This is a genomic window from Tepidisphaeraceae bacterium (assembly GCA_035998445.1).
Taxonomy (GTDB): domain Bacteria; phylum Planctomycetota; class Phycisphaerae; order Tepidisphaerales; family Tepidisphaeraceae; genus DASYHQ01.
In genome coordinates, this window is the sequence record DASYHQ010000013.1 from 144,546 (window position 1) to 163,043 (window position 18,498).

Genomic DNA, 18,498 nt, shown 5'->3' on the forward strand with positions numbered 1-18,498 from the left:
GAAGCGAAGGCGACTCAATACCCGAGATTGGCCGTGTTGGACCGGTGCGATTTTCGAACAGCCGACTCCGGGCTTTATGTCGGTATGAGCCTTCGGTTAACATCGGTGGCATGCGCTACAAGACCATCCTCCTCTTCGGAGCTCCCGGCAGCGGCAAAGGGACGCAAGGGAAGATCCTCGGTGAGATTCCCGGCTTCTTCCACAGCGCCACCGGCGACATCTTCCGTTCGCTGGACCTGCAGAGCGAGATGGGCCGCATCTTCTGGGAGTACGCCGGCGAGGGGAAGCTGGTGCCCGACGAGTTCACGATCAAGCTTTGGAAGCAGTTCATCCAAGGCATGGAGATGGTGAACCAGTTTCACCCCGAGAGCCAGATTTTGGTGCTCGACGGCATCCCGCGCAACCTCACGCAGGCGAAGCTGTTGGAGGACACGATCGACGTCGTGAAGATCATCTACCTGCGCACCGACAACCTGCAGAAGATGGTCGAACGCCTGAAGCGCCGCGCGCTGAAGGAGAACCGCTTCGACGACGCGAACGACACGGTGATCCAGCATCGCCTGGAGGTGTACGAGCAGGAGACGCGGCCGGTGCTGGACTACTACTCCGCCGACAAAATCGTGCGCATCGACTCCACGCTCAGCCAGATCCGGGTGCTGAGCGAGATCCTAAGCGTGATGGTGCCGATCAAAGAGGCCCACGATGGCCGCGGTTCGGCGAACCTCATTACGGTCCAACCGCATGCCGCCGCGGCAGCAGTGACGACGTAGACGGGCGATGCGCTTAACCGCGTGGCGGTTTAGCGGCTTCACCGCGTAGCATGGGCGTCTTGCCCATGCCTGTGGATTAGAATGAAGATTTTTTAGTGGCAAACCGCTTCGACCAGGCAGTTGCCACAAATTGAATCGTGCCGCCTCACGACAAGCATGGACGAGACGCCCATGCCACGGCCGTTGCAAAACGAAGAGAGGCACGGACCCTGCGGTCCGTGCCTCGTTTTATTCAGTTCCAATCGATCGCCGCAGCTTACGCGCGGCTCTGGTACGAGCCGGACTCGGTGCTGATGCGTACCACTTCGCCCACCTCAATGAAGGGGGGCACGCGGGTCTTCAAACCCGTCTCCATCACCGCGTCCTTCTGCTGATTTGTGGCAGTGGCGCCCTTGATGCCCGGGGCGGTGTCGGCAACGGCGAGGTCGACCGTCTTGGGCAGTTCATAGCTGACGATCTTGCCCTCGTGGAACATGGCCATCAGGGTCGTGTTCGGCTTGAGGTAGAGGATGTCGTCGCCGAAGACTTCCTTCGGAATCGTATCCTGATCGTACGTCTCCAGGTCCATCAGCACGTGCCCGTCTGCGTCGCTGTAGAGATACTCGACCTGCCGGCGGTCCAGCGTGGCCGTCTCGATGTCGTCAGTCGCGCCGACGCGCTTGTCCTGAATCGTGCCCTTCGACACGTCGCGCATTTTGAACTGCACCTTCGCCCGCAAGTTGCCCGGCGTGTTGTGATCGGCCCCGACGACGACGTACAGCTTGCCATCAATGATGACGGCCTGGCCCTTCTTGATATCGCTTGCTCGCATGTTGTTTTCCTCTAATTTTCGAGAGTCCCGAAGGTTATCCGCAGGCGCAGGTGGCGTCAAACGGGTCGCTCATCCAATGCTTCATACAATTGCCGGAAACCGGGAGACGCTTGCTCTGTCTCGACTTTGGCTTCCGTCATCATCCTGTAGTGGCGACGCCTGCGTCGCGGTCGGGGCGCAGCCCCGAATCCCGGCGTGATTCGACGCTTCGCGCCGACCGCGACGCAGGCGTCGCCACTACAGGAACTGCTTTAACAGAGGGGGCGAGACAGAGCAGGAGACTCTGAGTTCAGAGACGCCGCTCAACCTGACGAAGCGGAACGCTTACGCATGATAAACAGGTAATTGAACCCCCTCAGGTAGAAGTTTCCCTCTTCCGCTGCCTTGCGGTAGTTGCCCATCTCCAACGTCTTGTTGTGGCGGACGACGGAGATGATGTCGACGGGTTCCAGGCCCGCCGCCTGCATGCGCTGGAACAGTTCGAAGCCAAGCGGGTAGAACTTCTGCCCGTGGACGTAGCTGTCGCTGACGTAGAGCGCCATGTGGCCGCCGGTTTTTAAGACGCGCACGATATCGGCGATCACCTGTTCCATGGCGGTGTAGTACTCGCCGGTGGCGGCGTCGAGCTTGCCGATGTCGCGGGGGTCGTCGCCGTAATCTAAATGCGTGCTGTAAGGCGGATCGATGAAGACGAAGTCGGCTTTCCCCGTCAGCTCGGGTGGCAGCTTGCGCGCGTCGACGCGGAAGATGTCCTTTCGGCTGGGGTGGACGTCGTAGCCAAGTGCTTTGCGGTTCAGGTCGCGCGCCACATCGAGTGTGGTGCCGCTGCCACAGCAGGGGTCGATGACGAGGTCTTTCTCCTTCGTGTAGCGTTGCAGCAGGTTCCAGATGATGTAGCTGGGCGTGGCACCCTTATAGCCCGGGCGGCCCTGTTGGCCTTCGCCGTAGTCTTGCGAAGGGTAGTCCCAGAGGGTGGTGGGCTGGATGCGGAGGGGTGGTCGTTTGAACTTCATTGCGTGGAAAGGATATCGGTTGGTCCCCTCTCCCGCATGCTTCGGGAGAGGGTTAGGGTGAGGGTGATTTCGATCTGCTGACAATTCTTGTAAGAAGGAAATCACCGTAACCTAGCCTAGCCTCTTCCGGATTGCCGGGAGAGGAATCGGAGATCAATCCGGCAATCGCCGCTTCACGTCCTCGGCCAGCTTGGCCTCCAGGTTTTCATCGCGGCGGACGGCGTACCAGTACTGCGGGTAGTTGGCCACCGGTGGGTCGAAGTCGTTGTAGCCCTGCACCGTGGCGCCGGACAGCGCATTGCGATTCAAGACGCCGAGCGTCACCCGGCGGTCCTGCGAGGCGCGGCGTTCGACGACCACCTTGGGGTAAGCCTCGACCAACGGTCCGACGACGCGCAGCTCGAACTGGATCGTCCGCCGAACGGTGCCCAGGCTGCTTTCGGCGATCGAGTAGGCATCGGGCAGATCGCGCCGCCAGAACTCCAGCAGTTGCCCGCCGAGCAGCGGTCGGCTGGTGAGGATGCCGCTGCGATAGTCGCGACGTTCGAAATCGAAGAACCGGTCGTCCACCGCATCTTCACAGGCCTTCCAAAGGCGGTCGTAGTCCACGTCCTGCACGACCACGCTTGGTGGCCGATCGAACCAGTAGTCGAGCGAGGCCGTCTCGATCGGCGCGTACAGCGGATCGATCTGCGGCATACCCTTGGTGGCGCAGCCTGCGAGCGTTACGCACATTGCAAGGTGTAAGGAAGAACGCTGAAGGGTGAACAAGGCCTTCCCGCGACCCGCGTTGTTCTGCTTCTCTTGTGTCATCGTTCCACCTTCATCCTTCACCCTTACGTCTCACACGCCGCTGTCGATCGCGACGCTGTTGCCCGAGGGGCGGTCGAGTGGATTGGTGCTGAACTGTTCGCCAACCGTGTGGATGAAGACCCCGTTGAGCGTGCCGGGCGTGCCCATGCTGGCGCCGGCGACGATGATGATGCGGTCGCCCGCCTCGGCGAACTTGCGGGCGAGGATGACCTGATCGGTATCGGCGGCCAGATGCGTGATGTCGTCCGGTGGAACCATCTCCTGTGGCACCACACCGTAGTGCAACGCCATTCGACGCAGCACGCCGTGGTCGCTGCTCATGGCGATGATGGGCACCGGGAAGCGCGTCTTGCTGAAGATGCGGGCGGTCTCACCGCTTTGGCTCCAGATGATGACGAGTTTGATGCCCAGTTCCTGCACCATCTGGTAGACGCCCTTGGCAACCGCGGCCGACATCTGCAGCGTTTTGAGGCGCATCGCAGGTTCGTGCGTGCGGTTCTTCGTAAGATAGCGCTCGGTGACGTCGGCGATGTGCGCCATCGTGTGAACGGTGACGATCGCGAACTTGCCGACGCTGGTTTCGCCGGAAAGCATGACGGCATCGGTGCCGTCGTAGATCGCATTCGCAACGTCGCTGACCTCGGCGCGCGTCGGGCTGGCGGCATCCACCATGCTCTGCAGCATCTGCGTCGCCACGATCACCGGTTTGCCCGCGTTTTGGCAACGGCGGATGAGGTCCTTCTGCAGGATGGGCACCTCGGCGACGTCCATCTCAACGCCCAGGTCGCCGCGCGCAACCATCAGGCCGTCGGACGCATCGATGATCTCGTCGATCTGCTTGATCGCCTCCGATTTTTCGATCTTGGCAATCAGATGGGCGGTGCTGTTGCGCTTGCGCAAATGCTGGCGAAGTGTGTTGAGGTCTTCGGCGCTGCGCACGAACGAGAGGGCGACGTAGTCGATGTCGTTCTCGATCGCCCAGTCGGCACATTCCCAGTCGCGTTCGGTAATGCTGGGGGCATTCACGTGCGTGTTGGGCAGGTTGATGCCCTTGTTGTTCTTCAGCACGCCAGCGACCGTGCAGTTGGCACGAACTTCGTTGCGGTCCTTTTCCACGCAGACGAAGCGGATCAAACCGTCCTCGATCAGGATGCGGTCGCCAACCTGCACGTCGTCGACGAAGCGGTCGTAGATGCTGCTGACGCGCTTCTCGCCATCAATGAGGTTGCCGACGATCGGCTCGCGCTGAATGACAAGCGTATCGCCGACCTCCAGCGGCAGCCCACCGGTACCATCGACGTCTGCAATCTTGCTCAAGCGAATCTTCGGGCCGCACAAATCGCCCAACACCGCGATGGGCCGATCGAACCGGGCAGCGGCCTCGCGGATCATGCGCAGCATGAGCAGGTGCTCGTCGAGCGTGCCGTGCGAAAAGTTCAATCGGCAAATGTCGACGCCCGCTTCGAACAGCTTGTAAAGCGTTTCGGTGCTGCGGGTGGCGGGACCCATCGTGGCGATGATCTTAGTGCGAATCATAGTGTGTCAGCGTGCGCGCGTGGCCTAAGGGTGAATCATCTTCACGCGGGCGCGCGTGTCAAATGCGGGCGGCGGGGGGAGGCGGTTTCCTCCCACGCCAGACTTTGCGTATGCTCACGCAATCGTGCTTCGACGCAACGTGCTCATCTTCCATCAGGCGGCGCTGGGCGACTTCGTGCTGACGTGGCCGCTGGCGATCGCGCTGGGGCGGTTATATCCGCAGTCACGGATCAAGTACGTGACGGCAAGCTCGAAGGGGCGGTTGGCCGAGCGGGTGCTGGGCGTCGATTCGCTCGACGCCGAAACGGGTTGGCCGACGCTCTTCAGTGAACGGCCAAACCCTCCGGAACCCGTGTTGCGCGCTTTGAGCGGCGCGCATGCAATCTTCGACTTCGGCGCGGGCCCGAACACCTTATGGTCCGCGAACATCGCGCAACTGGCCCCGGCGGCCGACCTGTTGCACCTGCCGACCAAGCCACCTGCTGACGATGCCGACGCGCGACACGTGGTGGAACATCTGATGCAGTCCCTCGCTGCTCGCCCCGCGGTCGCCACTGCGGTCGAACAGATCCTACGCTCCGTCCGCGATCGCGGTGTCGCGGCCCGGCGGACGGTGGGGCAGGCAATCGTCATTCATCCTGGTAGTGGATCACCAACCAAGAACTGGCCGTTGGAGAACTTCATCGAAATGGCTGGGCGAGTGAAGGCGATGAACCGGCCGGTGCGGTTTCTGGTCGGAGAGGTCGAACGCGAATGCCTCATGGCTGAACAGATCGCGCAACTGTCGACTTACGGCGAGCTGATCGAACCGACCGATTACGTGCACCTGCACGCGTCGTTGATCGACGCCGCCGTCTATGTCGGCAACGACAGTGGCCCCACGCACCTGGCGGCGATGTGTGGCGTGCCGACCGTCGCGCTTCTCGTCCGACCCAACGCCAAAGTATGGGCGCCCGTTGGGCCGCGCGTGAGCGTGTTGGAAGGGGAAGCGATCGCAATCGACAAGGTTTTGGCGCGGATCAACGCACTAATTGCAACATCGGATGCCGCGCCGGATGTGAAGCTTGCCGACGCCTCGGATGACTGATCGTTCCGTAAGGGCGACGCAGGTGTCGCCCTTACGGCGCGATCCAGTTATCTAGTGGATGAACCGCATCTCGCCGAAGTTCGGTGCCAGTCCCGGCAATCCTGGCAATGGCTTGTAGCCGGCCGGCCAGTAGACGAAAAATGCCTTGCCCAACATGAATCGGCCTGGCACCCGGCCAGCTTCTACGACGAGGTCTTCACCGGGCAGGTTGATCGGGCTGCTCCAGACGCGGGCGTCGCCACTGATGAGCGAGTTGTCGCCGCAGACGAAGTACTCGTCGGGACCGAGGAAGATCGGGCTGCGCGGGTTGCCCCACGGGCGGGCCAATTCGTTGGACGGGCCCGCGTTGATGTAGTGGATGTCACGGTGCAAGCCGACGTGGCTCACGTCACAGGTCTGGTCGACTGCTTCGATCTCGGCCGTGGGCAAGGGCTTTATCCGTCCACCGCCGGCGGTGATGAGCGCTTCGACGTTCGGGGCGTAATCGGCACCGGTCGCGACAACCTCCTGGCCGTTCACGATGATGCTGGCGCGATAGTCGACGTTCTGCAAGGCCACGCGAACCTTGCCATCCAAGCTCATGGACTTCTCGCCTACCAAGGTGGGTTCGCCACCGTCGGTGGCGCGCAGCAGGCGCACCCTGTCGGGTAGCACTTCTGCCGTAAATACGTCACGTTCCTTAGATAGCCGCAGGCGAAGCGGCCCATCGCCAGCTTGGCGCTCGTAGACCACCGACAGCTGCAGGTCGGCCACGGTATGGCGGGGCGGCATGAGCGGCGCGTCCCACAGGTCGCCCCTTGCGGCTACGTTGAGCAGGTTGCGGTCCCAGTAGGTCTGGTCGTAACCAAGGAAGTCCTGGAACGGAAACGTCTCGGGCATGGCAGCGGCGTCGAAGTGAAGCGTGCCGCGATTGGTGCCGCTGTCGGTGTCGAAGCGGAACGTACGACCTCCGTTGAGCGACAGGTTCCAGCCGGCACCTTCCGTTGGAGCCCAGGGCTGGCGCCAGTCGCGGGCACGCGTCTCGCCACTTGGATGGAAGTCGTTGTCGTACACGACGCGCCACAGCGCATCCTGCACCCTCGCGGTCTTGGTCTGAACCACGAAGTCCGCGGGTGCCGGTGGGGTGCCGGTGTTGGGGGCGACGTAGATATCGCCGTCCAGGATCATGACGACCTCGTTGGGCTTGCCTACGAGGCGCTTGATGTAGTTCTGCGTGTAGTCGTGCAGCTCCGGACTGTCAGGGCTTTTGAAGACCACCACGTCCCACCGCTGGGGCTCGTTGAACAGGTAGAGGTACTTCATCACGAGGATGCGATCCCCATGATGCACCGGCGGCGATGTCGCGTCGTTGGTGGGGCGTTGCGGGTCGACCTTCGGCAACTTGTAGCCGCAGTTGGGGCAGTGGATCGGGTAAACCCGCGGTTCGGTCCCGCGCGGCCCACGCACGCCCTCGGCTTGGGCGGGAATGAAGACGTCGTCGCTTTCCGACCGGGGTGAGCTGTAGTTGGCGGTGAACTTGTAGCCGCAGTCCGGGCAGAAGAAGCGCATGTGCGCCCCGAGCAGCGTGGGGGCCATCGAGCCGGTCGGGATCACGAAGGCTTCGACGACGAACGCGCGGAAGATGAACGCGAGGATGAACGCCACGAGGATCGATTCGATCGTCTCCTGCACGTTCGTCTGCTGCGATACGGCTGCGCGCCGTGGGGCAGGCTTCGAAGGATCGGAAGCGGAGGGCGTGGTGCCGGAATCGGTCATATCGGGCAGATGGTACGACTGGCGGTGTGAAGAACAAGCGGACATAGCTATTCCGTGCCGCGGGCATGGAACGAACCTGCCGAGTCCGTTAACATTCCATGAAGAAGTATGGTCACCATTCCCCCGCATATCCGTGGTCTTGTTTTCGACTGTGACGGCACGATCGCCGACACAATGCCCCTGCACTACAAGGCCTGGACGGCCGCTTTGGGTGCTTACGGGCACGATTTCCCCGAAGCGCTCTTTTACGAGATGGCCGGCATTCCGACTGTGCGGATCATGGAGATCCTGAACGAGCGCCACGGCTATCGCCTGCCGGTGCAGGAATCGGCCGAACTTAAGGAGCGGCTGTTCGTAGAATTCATCCCTCAGGTGCTGCCGATCGAACCCGTTGTACAAATCGTCAACGACTACCGCGGCAAATTGCCCATGGCTGTCGCCACTGGGGCTACGCGGGTGACCTGTCAGAAAACGCTGACCGCGCTGGGGCTGATCGACCGCTTCAGCGTCTTAGTGACGGCCGACGACGTCCAGCATGGCAAACCGGCGCCGGACATCTTCTTAGAGGCTGCCAGGCAGATCGGCGTGCAGCCCGAACTCTGCTACGCGTTTGAGGATGCCGACCTCGGCATCGAATCAGCGACGGCCGCCGGCATGACGGTGATCGACATCCGTCCGCTGCGCGTGGCAAAGCCAAGTCCCTAATGGCCGGACCGGCCGCTTCGGTGGCCGGTGATCCGGGTCTTACGGAGCATCCGTAAGGCTTCGCATAACGAAAGATTGAACCTTATGGCGAGCCTGCAATCTTTCATCGACTGGTTCTCGGGCGGCACGAACCAGTACATGTCGCTGTATCACTGCATGGCCCACGACAACCTGTGGGTCGCGATCACCGTCGGGCTCGATTTGGCGGTGGCGGCGGGGTACGTGCTGATCATGATGCACTGGTGGCGCAACGAGCGCACGCTGCCCGACCATGTCCCCGCCAAGCACGCGCTGCGCAGCATGCGGAACATCTTCCTGTTCTGCGGGCTCTGCGGTTACCTGTTCATCCCGATCAAGATGTTCTGGCCGGCGTGGCGGTTGTACGACATCTTCATGATGGTGCTCGTCTACAACACTTGGCGCTACGCGTTGAGCGCGCGGGGGCTGAAGGTCGTTTACAACGAAATCGGCCGCAACGAGGAATTGGCCGCCGACCTCGCCGAGAGTCGCAGCGAGAGCAAGCGCAAGAGCTTCTTCCTGAACGCGATCAGCCACGACCTGCGCACGCCGCTGAACGCGATCATGCTGCAGTCGCACCTGGCCGACATGAGCGTGGCCAACAAGGACTCCGCCGCGCTCACCGAGTCGCTGCGCGACATCCGCGCCAACGCCCGCGAGACGGCCGAGCTGTTGAACACGCTGCTGGAGTACGCCCGGCTCGACTGGGCAAGCGAGCCGGTCAAGCGATCGCCGTGCAACCTCGCCGATCTGGTCGACGAGATCCTTCAGCGCCATCAGGCCGCCGCCCAGGCGCGCGGGCTGACGCTGCGCAACAACGTGCCGGGCGACCTGACGATTCATGTAGATGTAGAGAAGCTCGAGCGCGTGATCACGAATTTGGTCCAGAACGCGGTGAAGTTCACCGAGACGGGCGGCGTACGGGTGGAGGTGGACGCGCGGGGCGCCAGCGTCGAGCTGCACGTGATCGACACCGGTATCGGCATCGACCCCGCCGTCACCGAGACGCTTTTTGAGGAGTTCGTGCAGGTCGGTAACAACGAGCGTGACCGTGCCAAGGGCTTCGGTCTCGGGCTGACGATCTCCCGCCGATTCGCACGGCACTGGGGCGGTGACGTGTTGGTGGAAAGCCGCAAGGGTTCCGGCAGCCGCTTTACCATCCTGCTGCCAGACTCCCGCTTGCCGATCGCCGCCCCGGCCACCGACGCCGTCCCGTCATTGCAGGCAACGAATCTGGCTACGAAGTAGCCCTCGTCGCAGTATTGCCCCCACTTCGGTCTCTAAACCGCTTTCTCTTCGCCGCAGGAGCGCAGCTCCTATGGCGAAAAGCATACAAGGCAAAATCGATCGCGAAACCGCTTCTACACCGGCGACGTCGACGAACCGAGCGCGTCCTTCAACAACTCCGTCACGCGGGTCCCACCGATCTCGCGCTTCCCAAATCCGGGCAACGCCCCTGCTGCCTCGGCGGCCTGCTGGGCGTCGGGATAATTGCTGACAAGCATCATCTTCTGGTTCGGCATCGTCAGCTTCAGCGTGCGAATGACGTCGACGCCCATTGGCTGGTCAAAGCCATAACCCAACTCGCGATTGAACAGGATCAAATCGACCCCTTTGGCCAGACCATCGGTAAGCTCACGCGGCGCGTCGGCCATCAGAATCTCCGCGGTCGGCTCCGCCTTGCGGATCGCCATGCGGAGGTAGCTGCTGTCCGGACCGCAGTGACCGACGAGAAGAATTTTCTTAGCCATAATGAATATCGTAGGGCCGGGGCCGGCGATTGGTAAAGGGTGGATCGCCGATTGAGGACGGCTATTTACGACTCTGCTTTTGCGGGAGTTCGTCGGAATATTGCCAGCACGCGGTCGAGGCTGACAACGTACAGCCGATTGTCGTGTTCCATCTCGACCGGGATCGCCTCGCGCGGGTCGAACAGCACCTTGTCGTACTGGCGAATCGTGTGGTCCTCATCGTTCTCGATCGCCTTGCTGATCGCGATGACCCGGCCCGTGATAACGGGGATCTCGTGCGTGTCGGGCAGCACAATGCCGCTCTTGGTCTCGCGCTTGTTGTCATCCTTGCGAATAACAACGCGCTTGCCGATTGGTTCGATCAGATCGTACTCAGGGGTTCGGGCGGTGGGGCGGGTGGCCATATCGCATCATTATAGCGGAGCAGATAGGCGATAGAAGTTACGGCGGCCTCGGCGGCTTTCGCTGACGCCGTTCTGGGGACACAATTTGAGCCCATGGCGACTTGGCTCATCTACGCGTTACTGGCGGCCGTCTGCGCGGCGGCGATTTCCATCTTTGGCAAGATCGGCATGCAGGGACTGAACGCCGACATCGCGACGGCGGCGCGCAGTGTCGTGCAAGCTGCATTTGTCGTCGTGTTCGTGTTGACGATGGGTGGACTACAGCACATCGCGGCGTTGCGCGACCGGCCGTTGGCGCTTTCGATGGTGATCCTCAGCGGTGTGGCGGGGGGACTATCCTGGATCTTTGGCTTCCGCGCGCTGCAGTTGGCGGCAGTGTCGCAGGTGTCGCCGATCGACAAGCTCAGCGTGCCGATCGCGGTCGTGCTGTCGGTAATTCTGCTCGGCGATCGGCCGAGCGGGATGAACTGGTTGGGGGTCGGCATGATCGCCGTCGGGGCGTATTTCGCGTCGCTGCCGCGAGGGTGACGAGCGCGGTCTTCACGTAGCATGGGCGTCTCGCCCATGACTAAAGTAGAACAGAAAGCAGAGCTGTTCTGCTGGGTGAAGAGCATGGCTTGGCTCGAACTAGGTCTTCCGCTTCGGGGACAGTCATGGGCGGGACGCCCTTGCTATGTGGAGATGAAGATGGAAATGCTTAGCGATGTTGTTCAACGCCGACGCGAGCGCACATGTCGAACAGCGGGCACGTTGAACACTTCGGTGCCTTACCCGTGCAGACGTGCTTGCCGAACGGCACGAGCAGTTTGTTGATCTCCACCCAGTACTTCCGCGGTAGCACCGCCTGCAAAGCGGCCATTGTCTTTTCAGGTGTGCTGGCGGCGATGTAACCCCAGCGATTGGTGACGCGGTGGACGTGGATGTCGACGCCGATGCCGTGTGGGTCGTTGCAGGCGATGCCCAGGACCAAGTTCGCGCACTTGGGGCCAACGCCGGCGAAGCCGGTCAGTACATCGAAGTCGCACGGCACCTTGCCATCATGGGATTGCACGGCGGTCTCGGCGATCTGGCGGATCTGCTTTGCCTTGGGGCGATGGAACGTGCAGGCGCCGATCAACTCATCGATCTGTTCCTCGGACAGCTTCACCATGTGGGCCGGCGTGCGGGCGACGGCGAACAGCTTCTTTGACGTTGGGATCGTCACCTCCTCGAACGTGCGGATGGAGATGATGCAGGCGACCACGATTTCGAAGACGGAACTGAAGCCTTCCTCGTGCAACTGGAACATCGCCGCCTTCGGCCAAGGGCGGGTGACGTCGCGCAGCCGTTGCATGGCGGTGTGGATGTCGAACGGCACCGAGGCGGGTGCGGTGGACTTCGGACGAGAGACGGCCGGCATCCGTGCCATGTCCAATAGATTAAGTTGTAAGCGTGCCACCGCCTGCGCGCGAACTTGGTGCCGTCCATTTGGCAATGACGGCCAACTGCCATACAATAGATCGACTGGCCACTGGAAAGCGGCCGGGTCCGATGCAAGGGTCGGCTGTGAACCGGGTCAGGTCCGAAAGGAAGCAGCCCTAAACAGAACCGGTTCTGTGCCGTCGTGTCCCCGGCCGCTTTCCGGTGGCCTTTTTCATGCGATAGTCCTTCGCAGCTTCTGAAGGAAATACTCAACGCAGAGGCGCGGAGGTTGCGCAGAGAAGGCAAGATCAGTCCAGGTTTCCTCCGCGCACCACTCCGCGCTGCCTCTGCGCCTCAGCGTTGATCTCCTCGTATTTTTAGAAACGCTAACAACCTCGGGCGCTTGCCAGTAAGATCGCGGGCATGACGCGCCTGTTCATCGTTGCCAAGACAGACAAGCCCGCGGTCGCCGCGGCGCTCGAGGAACTTCGACCCTGGTTGGCACAGCGGTGCGAGATCGTGGGCGTCGAGAGCAACGGACAGAACACGCTGGCCGATCACGACGCCGACGTGGTGCTGGTGCTGGGCGGCGACGGCACGCTGCTGTCGACCGCCCGCCGACTGAACGGTCGGCCCATTCCACTGCTGGGCGTCAATTTTGGCCGGCTCGGCTTCCTGGCCAGCTTTACGCCTGAGCAGATGAAGGAAGGGCTCGAGGCGTTCATCCGCGGGCAGTTGCCGATCACGAATCGTAGCGCGCTGCAGGCGCTGGTCTATCCGCCGGGGTCGACTGAGCCGACGTTTCGCGCGACGGCGTTGAACGACGCGGTCATCACCGCGGGCGCGCCGTTTCACATGATCGAGCTGGAGCTTTGCGTCGCCAATGAAGGGGGCATTCGTTATTTCGGTGACGGTGTGATCGTGGCGACGCCGAGCGGTTCGACGGCGTACAACGTGTCGGCGGGGGGGCCGATCATCGACCCGAACGTCGACGCGCTCTGCATCACCCCGATCTGCCCGCACAGCCTCTCGTTCCGCCCGGTGGTGGTCGCCGGCGACGCGGTCGTGGAGATTTTGGGCATGCGGTTGAACGAGGGGACGACGCTCTTCTGCGATGGTCAGGCAAGCACGCCCTTGAAGCAGGGCGACCGCGTGCTGGTCAGCCGTAGCCCGAACGACGTTCGGCTGGTTGAGAACCCGCGAACGCGCCAGTGGAAGAGCTTGGCCGATAAACTACACTGGGCCGCCACGCCGCGGTACACGGACCGGAAGTAGCTCCGCATCGCGGCAACCGCGGCGTGCGCTATATTGGTCATCCTGGGGTACGCCGAAGGATCTCCCCCGTATTCGTACTTGAAGTAGAAGAGATCCTTCGGCGTACCTCAGGAGGACGATAGGCCGGCGGAGTTACGCTTAGTACCCGCGCCTTCCTTAGTGCGACGGTGGCTGCACGCCCGGGATCTTATTCACCTGATCGTAGATGCTGGAGCGGCCCGGCTTCGGCGCCGCGGGCGTGGCATCTTGCGCTGCGGGGGCGGCGGTGGCATCCGGCGTGGTCGCGCCGGCGGTCGGGGCGCTGGGGGTAGCTGGCGTCCCGGGGACGCCCGGCACGCCGCCGTCGAGGGGGATGTTGCCGGGCAGTTCGAACTTCGCACCACCACGGTCGACGACGAGCGTCTGGCGGCGCTGGTAGGCTTCCAGCGTAAGCGCCTTGGCGAGTTCGGGGTCGTCGATGTCGCGTACGCGCTGCGGGCCAACCTCGATGATCTTGTCGTCGGCTTTTAGACCAAAATAGGTCTCCATGGGCCCGCCAACCACAATATTAGAGACCAGCAGCGCCCCGGTGCGGTTGCCCGCGGGCACGGCCTCCATCACGATCGAGTCGCTGGTGCGCATGCCGTCGGCGTCCTTGCCGGCCAGCTGGTTGGCTTCGACCCGGGCCTCTTTGCCCTTCTGCAGCACCGTGACGGTGTAATCGCCCGGCCCACCTTTGGCCGAGAGCATGATGACGATCACGAGCAGCGTGATGAGGATGCCACCGAGGCCGAAGATCCATCGCATAGTCGTTCCTGGTTAGTCCGCCAGTGCCATTATGACGCCCTTTGCGTGGAAGTGAAACTGGAAAGCCGCAGGCGTCAGGGGGAACTGTGCGCGGTGTGCACTGGGCTTCTCATCCTTCCCGAGTTGAAAGCACCCAGTGGTCCCCGTCGCCCTCCACTTTGTTCTCCAGGTCGGTACCGTACAGTGGCCCGGTAACCGCGATACTCATGGTGATGTCGACGTACTGCAGGTCGTCGGAGCGTTTGATGAACGCGTCGAACACGTCGACCCCCAATTGATCCATGCGATCGACCGTCGCCTGCAGGCAGCCGGGCGTCCACCGCCGGCGGATGACGATGTCGTAGCGGTGCTGGTTGGGGAACAGATTGCCTATGTAGTCGAGCACCCACAGAGTGATCAGGATCAGCGCCGTCGCGACCAGCGTCACCGCGTACTGCCCGAAACCCGCCGCCAAGCCCATTGCCGCGACGCACCATAGGCCAGCGGCGGTGGTAAGGCCCTGAACAGAGCCGTTGTTCTTCAGGATCGAACCGGCACCAAGAAATCCGATGCCGGTCATGACACCGTAGGCGATGCGGGCAGGGTCGACTTGAAGTTCGATGGACGAGGAGAGGTTCTGCGGCTGCCACGGTTCAAATGCGAAGTGGATCGATACGATCATCACCAGCGCGCTGCCGAGGCAGACGAGCGCATGCGTACGAAAGCCAGCCTCGCGGCCGCGGAGCTGCCGCTCGATCCCGATCACGCCGCCACAGAGCATGGCGAAGATCAGCCGAAAGGCGGATTCGGTGGCGTAGCCTAACGAGCGCCCCCAATCGACCAACTGCTGGTCCAGCAGGTTCAACCATTCCATCGCCTGAGATTACCGATCAGGCCCGTCAGTTGGAACGCCGAAACGCTCATCGTGGGTCAGCTGCAGCCCTTACAGCGGCGGTACGACCTTCACAGCTTCGCGCTGGCTCGGCTTGATCTTCAGCAACCGATCGAGGCGGGTGATCTTGATCAGTTCCATCAGGCGGTCGCCCACGCCGCACAGAACGAGACTGGTGCGGTTCAACGTCGCCAGCTTCTTGTGCAGTTGGATGACGATACCGATCGCCTGACTGGAGATGTACTGGACGCGTTCGAAGTCCAGCACGATCAGCCGTTTGTCCTCGACGTCCACCAGGTGGTACAGCGAGGCGGCGATCTCCTCGAGCACGATCGGGTCCATCAGGGAGGCTTCCGTGAACTCGATCACGGTGTACTTTTCAATGGTGGTGATCGTGAAATGGCCGTTCATGGTCCTCTGTGGAGCGTGGGCGTACATAGTGAAGCTCATCGAGCGGACCACCGGCCCACTTAACGATTTTCACCGGCTGCGCGAACTGGCGGCGGCCTTCCGTGCCGATTGTGCGGGCTTTGCCGTTGCTTTCGGCCCACCCAGCGCAACCTGAAGCACCTCATCGACGTTGCTGACGAAGTGGAACTTCAACGTCTTCTTTACCTCGTCGGGCAAATCGGGCAGGTCCTTCTCGTTGCGTTTCGGCACGATCACCTGCTTGATGCCAGCCCGCATGGCGGCCAGCGTCTTTTCCTTCAGGCCACCAATCGGGAGAACGAGACCACGAAGTGTGATCTCACCGGTCATCGCCACGTCGTGATGTACGGGGCGGTTCATCAGCAACGACGCCAGCGCCGTGAACATGGCCGTGCCGGCGCTGGGGCCGTCCTTCGGGACCGCACCGGCAGGGACGTGGATGTGGATGTCGCTCTCGGCCAGCAACTTAGCATCGACGCCCAGCTGGCTGGCGCGCGACCGCACGAGGCTGAACGCCGCCGTCGCCGATTCCTTCATCACGTCACCGATCTGCCCGGTCAGCGTGATGCCGCCCTTGCCAGGATAGCGCGCGGCTTCGATGAAGAGGATCTCCCCGCCAACGGGTGTGTACGCCATGCCCGTTGCCACGCCCGGCACGCTCGTGCGGCTGGCCAACTCGGGCTCGAACCGGCGGGGGCCGAGCGTCTTCTCGACGTACACCGGGTCGACGTTCACCTTGTTCTTGTTCCCCCCCACCACCTCAGCAGCAATGCCGCGCGCGATCGAGCCGATGCTGCGCTCCAGGTTGCGCACGCCGGCCTCGCGGGTATAGCCCTCGATGACGAGCTTCAGCGCGGCGTCGTTGAAGCGGGCCTGCTTCGTCGTCAGGCCGTTGGCTTCCAGCTGGCGCGGCACGAGGTAGGTCTTGCTGATGCTCAGCTTGTCGGCCTGCGTGTAGCCGGGAATCTCGATCACTTCCATGCGGTCGCGCAGCGGGCCGGGCACGGGGTCCATGCTGTTGGCGGTCGCGATGAACAGCACCTTTGACAAGTCGAACGGCACGTCGAGGTAGTGATCGGTAAACGTGTGGTTCTGGGCCGGGTCCAGCACTTCCAGCAGCGCGCTGGCGGGGTCGCCACGGAAGTCGGCGCCGAGCTTGTCGATCTCGTCGAGCATCATCACGGGGTTGCGCGTGCCGGCCTTGCGCAGCTCCGCGATGATGCGCCCGGGCATGCTGCCGATGTACGTCCGGCGATGCCCGCGAATGTCGGCCTCGTCGCGCACGCCGCCGAGGGCCACGCGGATGAACTTACGGCCCATCGCGTCGGCGATGCTCTTGCCCAAGCTGGTCTTACCGACACCGGGTGGCCCGATGAAGCACAAAATCGCGCCGCCACCGTCCGGCTTCAGCTTGCGCACAGCCAGGTATTCGATGATGCGGCGTTTGACCTTATCCAAGTCGAAGTGGTCGCGGTCGAGAATCTTGCGCGCCTCGGCCAAGTCCAGGTGGTCCTGACTCAGGATCGACCACGGCAGTTCGCTCAGGATCTGGATGTACGTGCGGATGACGCCGTACTCGGGGCTGGCGCTGGGAATGGCCTCCAGGCGATTCAGCTCGCGCGTGGCCTCCTTCATCACGTTCTCGGGCAGCTTGGCTTCGTCCAGCTTGGCGCGCAGGTTGTCCACCTCGCTGCCACCGCCGGCCTCACCGGTCGCCTCACCGAGTTCCTTGCGGATGGCCTTCAGCTGCTCTTGCAGGTAATAGCGCCGCTGGCTCTTGTCGATGTTCTCCTTCACCTGCGACTGGATCTTGTTCTGCAGTTCCAGCACGTCCAGTTGCGTGGCGAGGCGCGACGCGATGAGGCGGAGGCGCTTCTCGACGTCCAGCTCTTCGAGCATGGTCTGCTTGTCGCCCGTATCTGCCTGCAGGTTGGCCGCGAGGAAGTCGGCCAGCGCCGATGGGTTGGTGATGCTGTTGAGCACCTGGGCCGCTTCGTCGGGCGTGTTAGGCGACAGCTCGATCACGCGGTTGGCCTGTTGACGCACGCTGGCGATGAGCGCGTCGATCGGCGCGCCGCTGGCCATGGTGTCTTCGATTATTTCGATGCGGCCGGAGGCGAACGGGTCGCTTTGCGTTAGTTCCATCAACCGGAAGCGCGCCAACCCGTGCACGATGATCGACTGGTTGCCATCGGGCAGTTTGAACAGCTTCAGGATCATGCAGGCCACGCCGACCGTGTGCAAGTCGGGGTACTGCGGGTCTTCCACGTCGGCGTTCTTCTGCGTGACGACGCCGATGACCTTTTCGCCGGGCATCACCTCGTCCAGGAGGTTCTTGCTCTTGGCGCGGCCGACGTTCAACGGCATGACGGTGCCGGGGAACACAACGATGTTGCGGATCGGCAGGATCGGCAGCACCGACGGCACGGTCAGCTTCTGCCCGTTGCCCCCACCCGTTCTGATGATGGTGGCGGCCGGACCGCGTTCGATGATGGTGGTTTCAGCCATGTCGTAGTTGTGGGCAGCGGGCAGTGGGTAGTGGACAGTTCAGCCAAGGGCCCGCCTTCGCTGAACCGTCCACCGCCCACTATCTGCTGCCCACGCTCCTCTCTCACTTCTTGGGAATCTCGATCCACAGTAAGCCGTCACGATACGACGCGTTGATCTCTTCCTTGGCGGCATCGGGCGGCAGCTCGACGCTGCGGCAGAAGCTGCCGTGGTCGATCTCCATCACGTGGACGCGCAGCTTCGGGCCACCGTCACCCTCCTTCGATGTCTGCCACGGCACCTGGCGATGGCCGCGCAACGTCAACTCGCCGGCGAGCACCTCGACGTCGATCTTCTCCTTCTCCACGCCGGCGAGGTCGACGCAGACCAGGTAGGCGGTCTCCGTCTCGTACAAATTCACCGGCGGCGACCAGGTGTCGGACCCGCAGAAGTTGTAATACCCACCGGCGCCGCTGGGGTCACCGCTGCGCCCGGACGATCGACGGATGTTGCCGTAGGGAACTTCGATTGCCTGTTGCACCATGGGATCTCCGTGGGATTGCAGAATCATGATAGGGGAACGCGT

Annotated in this window: 19 protein-coding genes and 1 other RNA gene; 7 read left to right on the forward strand and 13 right to left on the reverse strand. The window is 62.5% G+C overall.

Annotated elements, in window-relative coordinates:
• Positions 1 to 110 precede the first annotated feature (110 nt).
• Positions 111 to 770: a nucleoside monophosphate kinase gene (locus VGN72_03920; protein HEV7298488.1), complete on the forward strand. Its 660-nt coding sequence runs from the start codon at positions 111 to 113 to the stop codon at positions 768 to 770.
• Between the two features lie 256 nt (positions 771 to 1,026).
• Here VGN72_03920 and efp read toward each other — a convergent pair whose 3' ends face one another.
• The 4 genes from efp to pyk all read right to left on the reverse strand — a co-directional run bounded on the left by efp (position 1,027) and on the right by pyk (position 4,943).
• The gene (efp, locus tag VGN72_03925) at positions 1,027 to 1,581 is read right to left on the reverse strand and encodes an elongation factor P (protein HEV7298489.1); all 555 of its coding nucleotides are present in this window, start codon (positions 1,579 to 1,581) and stop codon (positions 1,027 to 1,029) included.
• A 302-nt stretch (positions 1,582 to 1,883) separates the two neighbouring features.
• Positions 1,884 to 2,594, reverse strand: a complete 711-nt coding sequence (locus VGN72_03930; protein HEV7298490.1) for a DNA methyltransferase — start codon at positions 2,592 to 2,594, stop codon at positions 1,884 to 1,886.
• Positions 2,595 to 2,747: 153 nt separating this feature from the next.
• Complete coding sequence (locus VGN72_03935; protein HEV7298491.1) at positions 2,748 to 3,329, reverse strand: hypothetical protein; 582 nt, start codon at positions 3,327 to 3,329, stop codon at positions 2,748 to 2,750.
• 108 nt (positions 3,330 to 3,437) lie between these two features.
• Positions 3,438 to 4,943 carry a pyruvate kinase gene (gene pyk / locus VGN72_03940; protein HEV7298492.1) on the reverse strand — a complete coding sequence of 502 codons (1,506 nt, stop codon included), beginning with the start codon at positions 4,941 to 4,943 and terminating at the stop codon, positions 3,438 to 3,440.
• Positions 4,944 to 5,067: 124 nt separating this feature from the next.
• Between pyk and VGN72_03945 the strand changes: the two genes are divergently transcribed.
• A complete protein-coding gene (locus VGN72_03945) occupies positions 5,068 to 6,030 on the forward strand; it encodes a glycosyltransferase family 9 protein (GenBank protein HEV7298493.1) in 963 nt (320 codons plus the stop codon).
• A 51-nt stretch (positions 6,031 to 6,081) separates the two neighbouring features.
• Here the strand turns inward: VGN72_03945 and VGN72_03950 are convergent, their stop codons facing one another.
• Entirely contained in the window at positions 6,082 to 7,785 is a 1,704-nt protein-coding gene (locus VGN72_03950; GenBank protein ID HEV7298494.1) for a S26 family signal peptidase, read from the reverse strand.
• Positions 7,786 to 7,893: 108 nt separating this feature from the next.
• Between VGN72_03950 and VGN72_03955 the strand changes: the two genes are divergently transcribed.
• Positions 7,894 to 8,490, forward strand: coding sequence for an HAD-IA family hydrolase (locus VGN72_03955; GenBank protein HEV7298495.1), 597 nt, complete (start codon positions 7,894 to 7,896; stop codon positions 8,488 to 8,490).
• An 84-nt stretch (positions 8,491 to 8,574) separates the two neighbouring features.
• Positions 8,575 to 9,756 (forward strand): HAMP domain-containing sensor histidine kinase, encoded by a 1,182-nt coding sequence (locus VGN72_03960; GenBank protein HEV7298496.1) that lies wholly within the window; start codon positions 8,575 to 8,577, stop codon positions 9,754 to 9,756.
• A 113-nt stretch (positions 9,757 to 9,869) separates the two neighbouring features.
• On the opposite strand, the gene VGN72_03965 is transcribed toward VGN72_03960, so the two are convergent.
• Both VGN72_03965 and VGN72_03970 read right to left on the reverse strand, forming a co-directional pair.
• Positions 9,870 to 10,259, reverse strand: a complete 390-nt coding sequence (locus VGN72_03965) for a hypothetical protein (GenBank protein HEV7298497.1) — start codon at positions 10,257 to 10,259, stop codon at positions 9,870 to 9,872.
• Positions 10,260 to 10,324: 65 nt separating this feature from the next.
• On the reverse strand, positions 10,325 to 10,663 hold the full coding sequence (locus VGN72_03970) for a co-chaperone GroES (protein HEV7298498.1): 339 nt from the start codon (positions 10,661 to 10,663) through the stop codon (positions 10,325 to 10,327).
• 93 nt (positions 10,664 to 10,756) lie between these two features.
• Here VGN72_03970 and VGN72_03975 point away from each other — a divergent pair, with 93 nt between their 5' ends.
• A complete protein-coding gene (locus tag VGN72_03975; GenBank protein HEV7298499.1) occupies positions 10,757 to 11,191 on the forward strand; it encodes an EamA family transporter in 435 nt (144 codons plus the stop codon).
• Positions 11,192 to 11,360: 169 nt separating this feature from the next.
• On the opposite strand, the gene nth is transcribed toward VGN72_03975, so the two are convergent.
• Positions 11,361 to 12,071, reverse strand: coding sequence for an endonuclease III (gene nth / locus VGN72_03980; GenBank protein HEV7298500.1), 711 nt, complete (start codon positions 12,069 to 12,071; stop codon positions 11,361 to 11,363).
• Between the two features lie 111 nt (positions 12,072 to 12,182).
• Here nth and ffs point away from each other — a divergent pair.
• Together ffs and VGN72_03990 are read left to right on the forward strand one after the other, a co-directional pair.
• Positions 12,183 to 12,281, forward strand: an RNA gene (gene ffs, locus VGN72_03985) — signal recognition particle sRNA small type.
• Positions 12,282 to 12,487: 206 nt separating this feature from the next.
• A complete protein-coding gene (locus VGN72_03990; protein ID HEV7298501.1) occupies positions 12,488 to 13,339 on the forward strand; it encodes an NAD(+)/NADH kinase in 852 nt (283 codons plus the stop codon).
• A 156-nt stretch (positions 13,340 to 13,495) separates the two neighbouring features.
• Here VGN72_03990 and VGN72_03995 read toward each other — a convergent pair whose 3' ends face one another.
• The 5 genes from VGN72_03995 to VGN72_04015 form a co-directional block, all read right to left on the reverse strand.
• The gene (locus tag VGN72_03995; protein HEV7298502.1) at positions 13,496 to 14,125 is read right to left on the reverse strand and encodes a hypothetical protein; all 630 of its coding nucleotides are present in this window, start codon (positions 14,123 to 14,125) and stop codon (positions 13,496 to 13,498) included.
• 109 nt (positions 14,126 to 14,234) lie between these two features.
• Positions 14,235 to 14,978, reverse strand: a complete 744-nt coding sequence (locus VGN72_04000; GenBank protein HEV7298503.1) for an MgtC/SapB family protein — start codon at positions 14,976 to 14,978, stop codon at positions 14,235 to 14,237.
• A gap of 69 nt (positions 14,979 to 15,047) precedes the next feature.
• Positions 15,048 to 15,407 (reverse strand): STAS domain-containing protein, encoded by a 360-nt coding sequence (locus VGN72_04005; protein ID HEV7298504.1) that lies wholly within the window; start codon positions 15,405 to 15,407, stop codon positions 15,048 to 15,050.
• Between the two features lie 69 nt (positions 15,408 to 15,476).
• A complete protein-coding gene (lon, locus tag VGN72_04010) occupies positions 15,477 to 17,933 on the reverse strand; it encodes an endopeptidase La (GenBank protein ID HEV7298505.1) in 2,457 nt (818 codons plus the stop codon).
• 103 nt (positions 17,934 to 18,036) lie between these two features.
• Complete coding sequence (locus VGN72_04015) at positions 18,037 to 18,456, reverse strand: Hsp20/alpha crystallin family protein (GenBank protein ID HEV7298506.1); 420 nt, start codon at positions 18,454 to 18,456, stop codon at positions 18,037 to 18,039.
• Positions 18,457 to 18,498: the final 42 nt, after the last annotated feature.

Coding starts and splice junctions, on each gene's coding strand:
- VGN72_03920 (HEV7298488.1), top strand. CDS start 111: ATGCGCTACAAGACCATCCTCCTCTTCGGAGCTCCCGGCAGCGGCAAA.
- efp (HEV7298489.1), bottom strand. CDS start 1,581: ATGCGAGCAAGCGATATCAAGAAGGGCCAGGCCGTCATCATTGATGGC.
- VGN72_03930 (HEV7298490.1), bottom strand. CDS start 2,594: ATGAAGTTCAAACGACCACCCCTCCGCATCCAGCCCACCACCCTCTGG.
- VGN72_03935 (HEV7298491.1), bottom strand. CDS start 3,329: ATGTGCGTAACGCTCGCAGGCTGCGCCACCAAGGGTATGCCGCAGATC.
- pyk (HEV7298492.1), bottom strand. CDS start 4,943: ATGATTCGCACTAAGATCATCGCCACGATGGGTCCCGCCACCCGCAGC.
- VGN72_03950 (HEV7298494.1), bottom strand. CDS start 7,785: ATGACCGATTCCGGCACCACGCCCTCCGCTTCCGATCCTTCGAAGCCT.
- VGN72_03955 (HEV7298495.1), top strand. CDS start 7,894: ATGGTCACCATTCCCCCGCATATCCGTGGTCTTGTTTTCGACTGTGAC.
- VGN72_03960 (HEV7298496.1), top strand. CDS start 8,575: ATGGCGAGCCTGCAATCTTTCATCGACTGGTTCTCGGGCGGCACGAAC.
- VGN72_03965 (HEV7298497.1), bottom strand. CDS start 10,259: ATGGCTAAGAAAATTCTTCTCGTCGGTCACTGCGGTCCGGACAGCAGC.
- VGN72_03970 (HEV7298498.1), bottom strand. CDS start 10,663: ATGGCCACCCGCCCCACCGCCCGAACCCCTGAGTACGATCTGATCGAA.
- VGN72_03975 (HEV7298499.1), top strand. CDS start 10,757: ATGGCGACTTGGCTCATCTACGCGTTACTGGCGGCCGTCTGCGCGGCG.
- nth (HEV7298500.1), bottom strand. CDS start 12,071: ATGGCACGGATGCCGGCCGTCTCTCGTCCGAAGTCCACCGCACCCGCC.
- VGN72_03990 (HEV7298501.1), top strand. CDS start 12,488: ATGACGCGCCTGTTCATCGTTGCCAAGACAGACAAGCCCGCGGTCGCC.
- VGN72_03995 (HEV7298502.1), bottom strand. CDS start 14,125: ATGCGATGGATCTTCGGCCTCGGTGGCATCCTCATCACGCTGCTCGTG.
- VGN72_04000 (HEV7298503.1), bottom strand. CDS start 14,978: ATGGAATGGTTGAACCTGCTGGACCAGCAGTTGGTCGATTGGGGGCGC.
- VGN72_04005 (HEV7298504.1), bottom strand. CDS start 15,407: ATGAACGGCCATTTCACGATCACCACCATTGAAAAGTACACCGTGATC.
- lon (HEV7298505.1), bottom strand. CDS start 17,933: ATGGCTGAAACCACCATCATCGAACGCGGTCCGGCCGCCACCATCATC.
- VGN72_04015 (HEV7298506.1), bottom strand. CDS start 18,456: ATGGTGCAACAGGCAATCGAAGTTCCCTACGGCAACATCCGTCGATCG.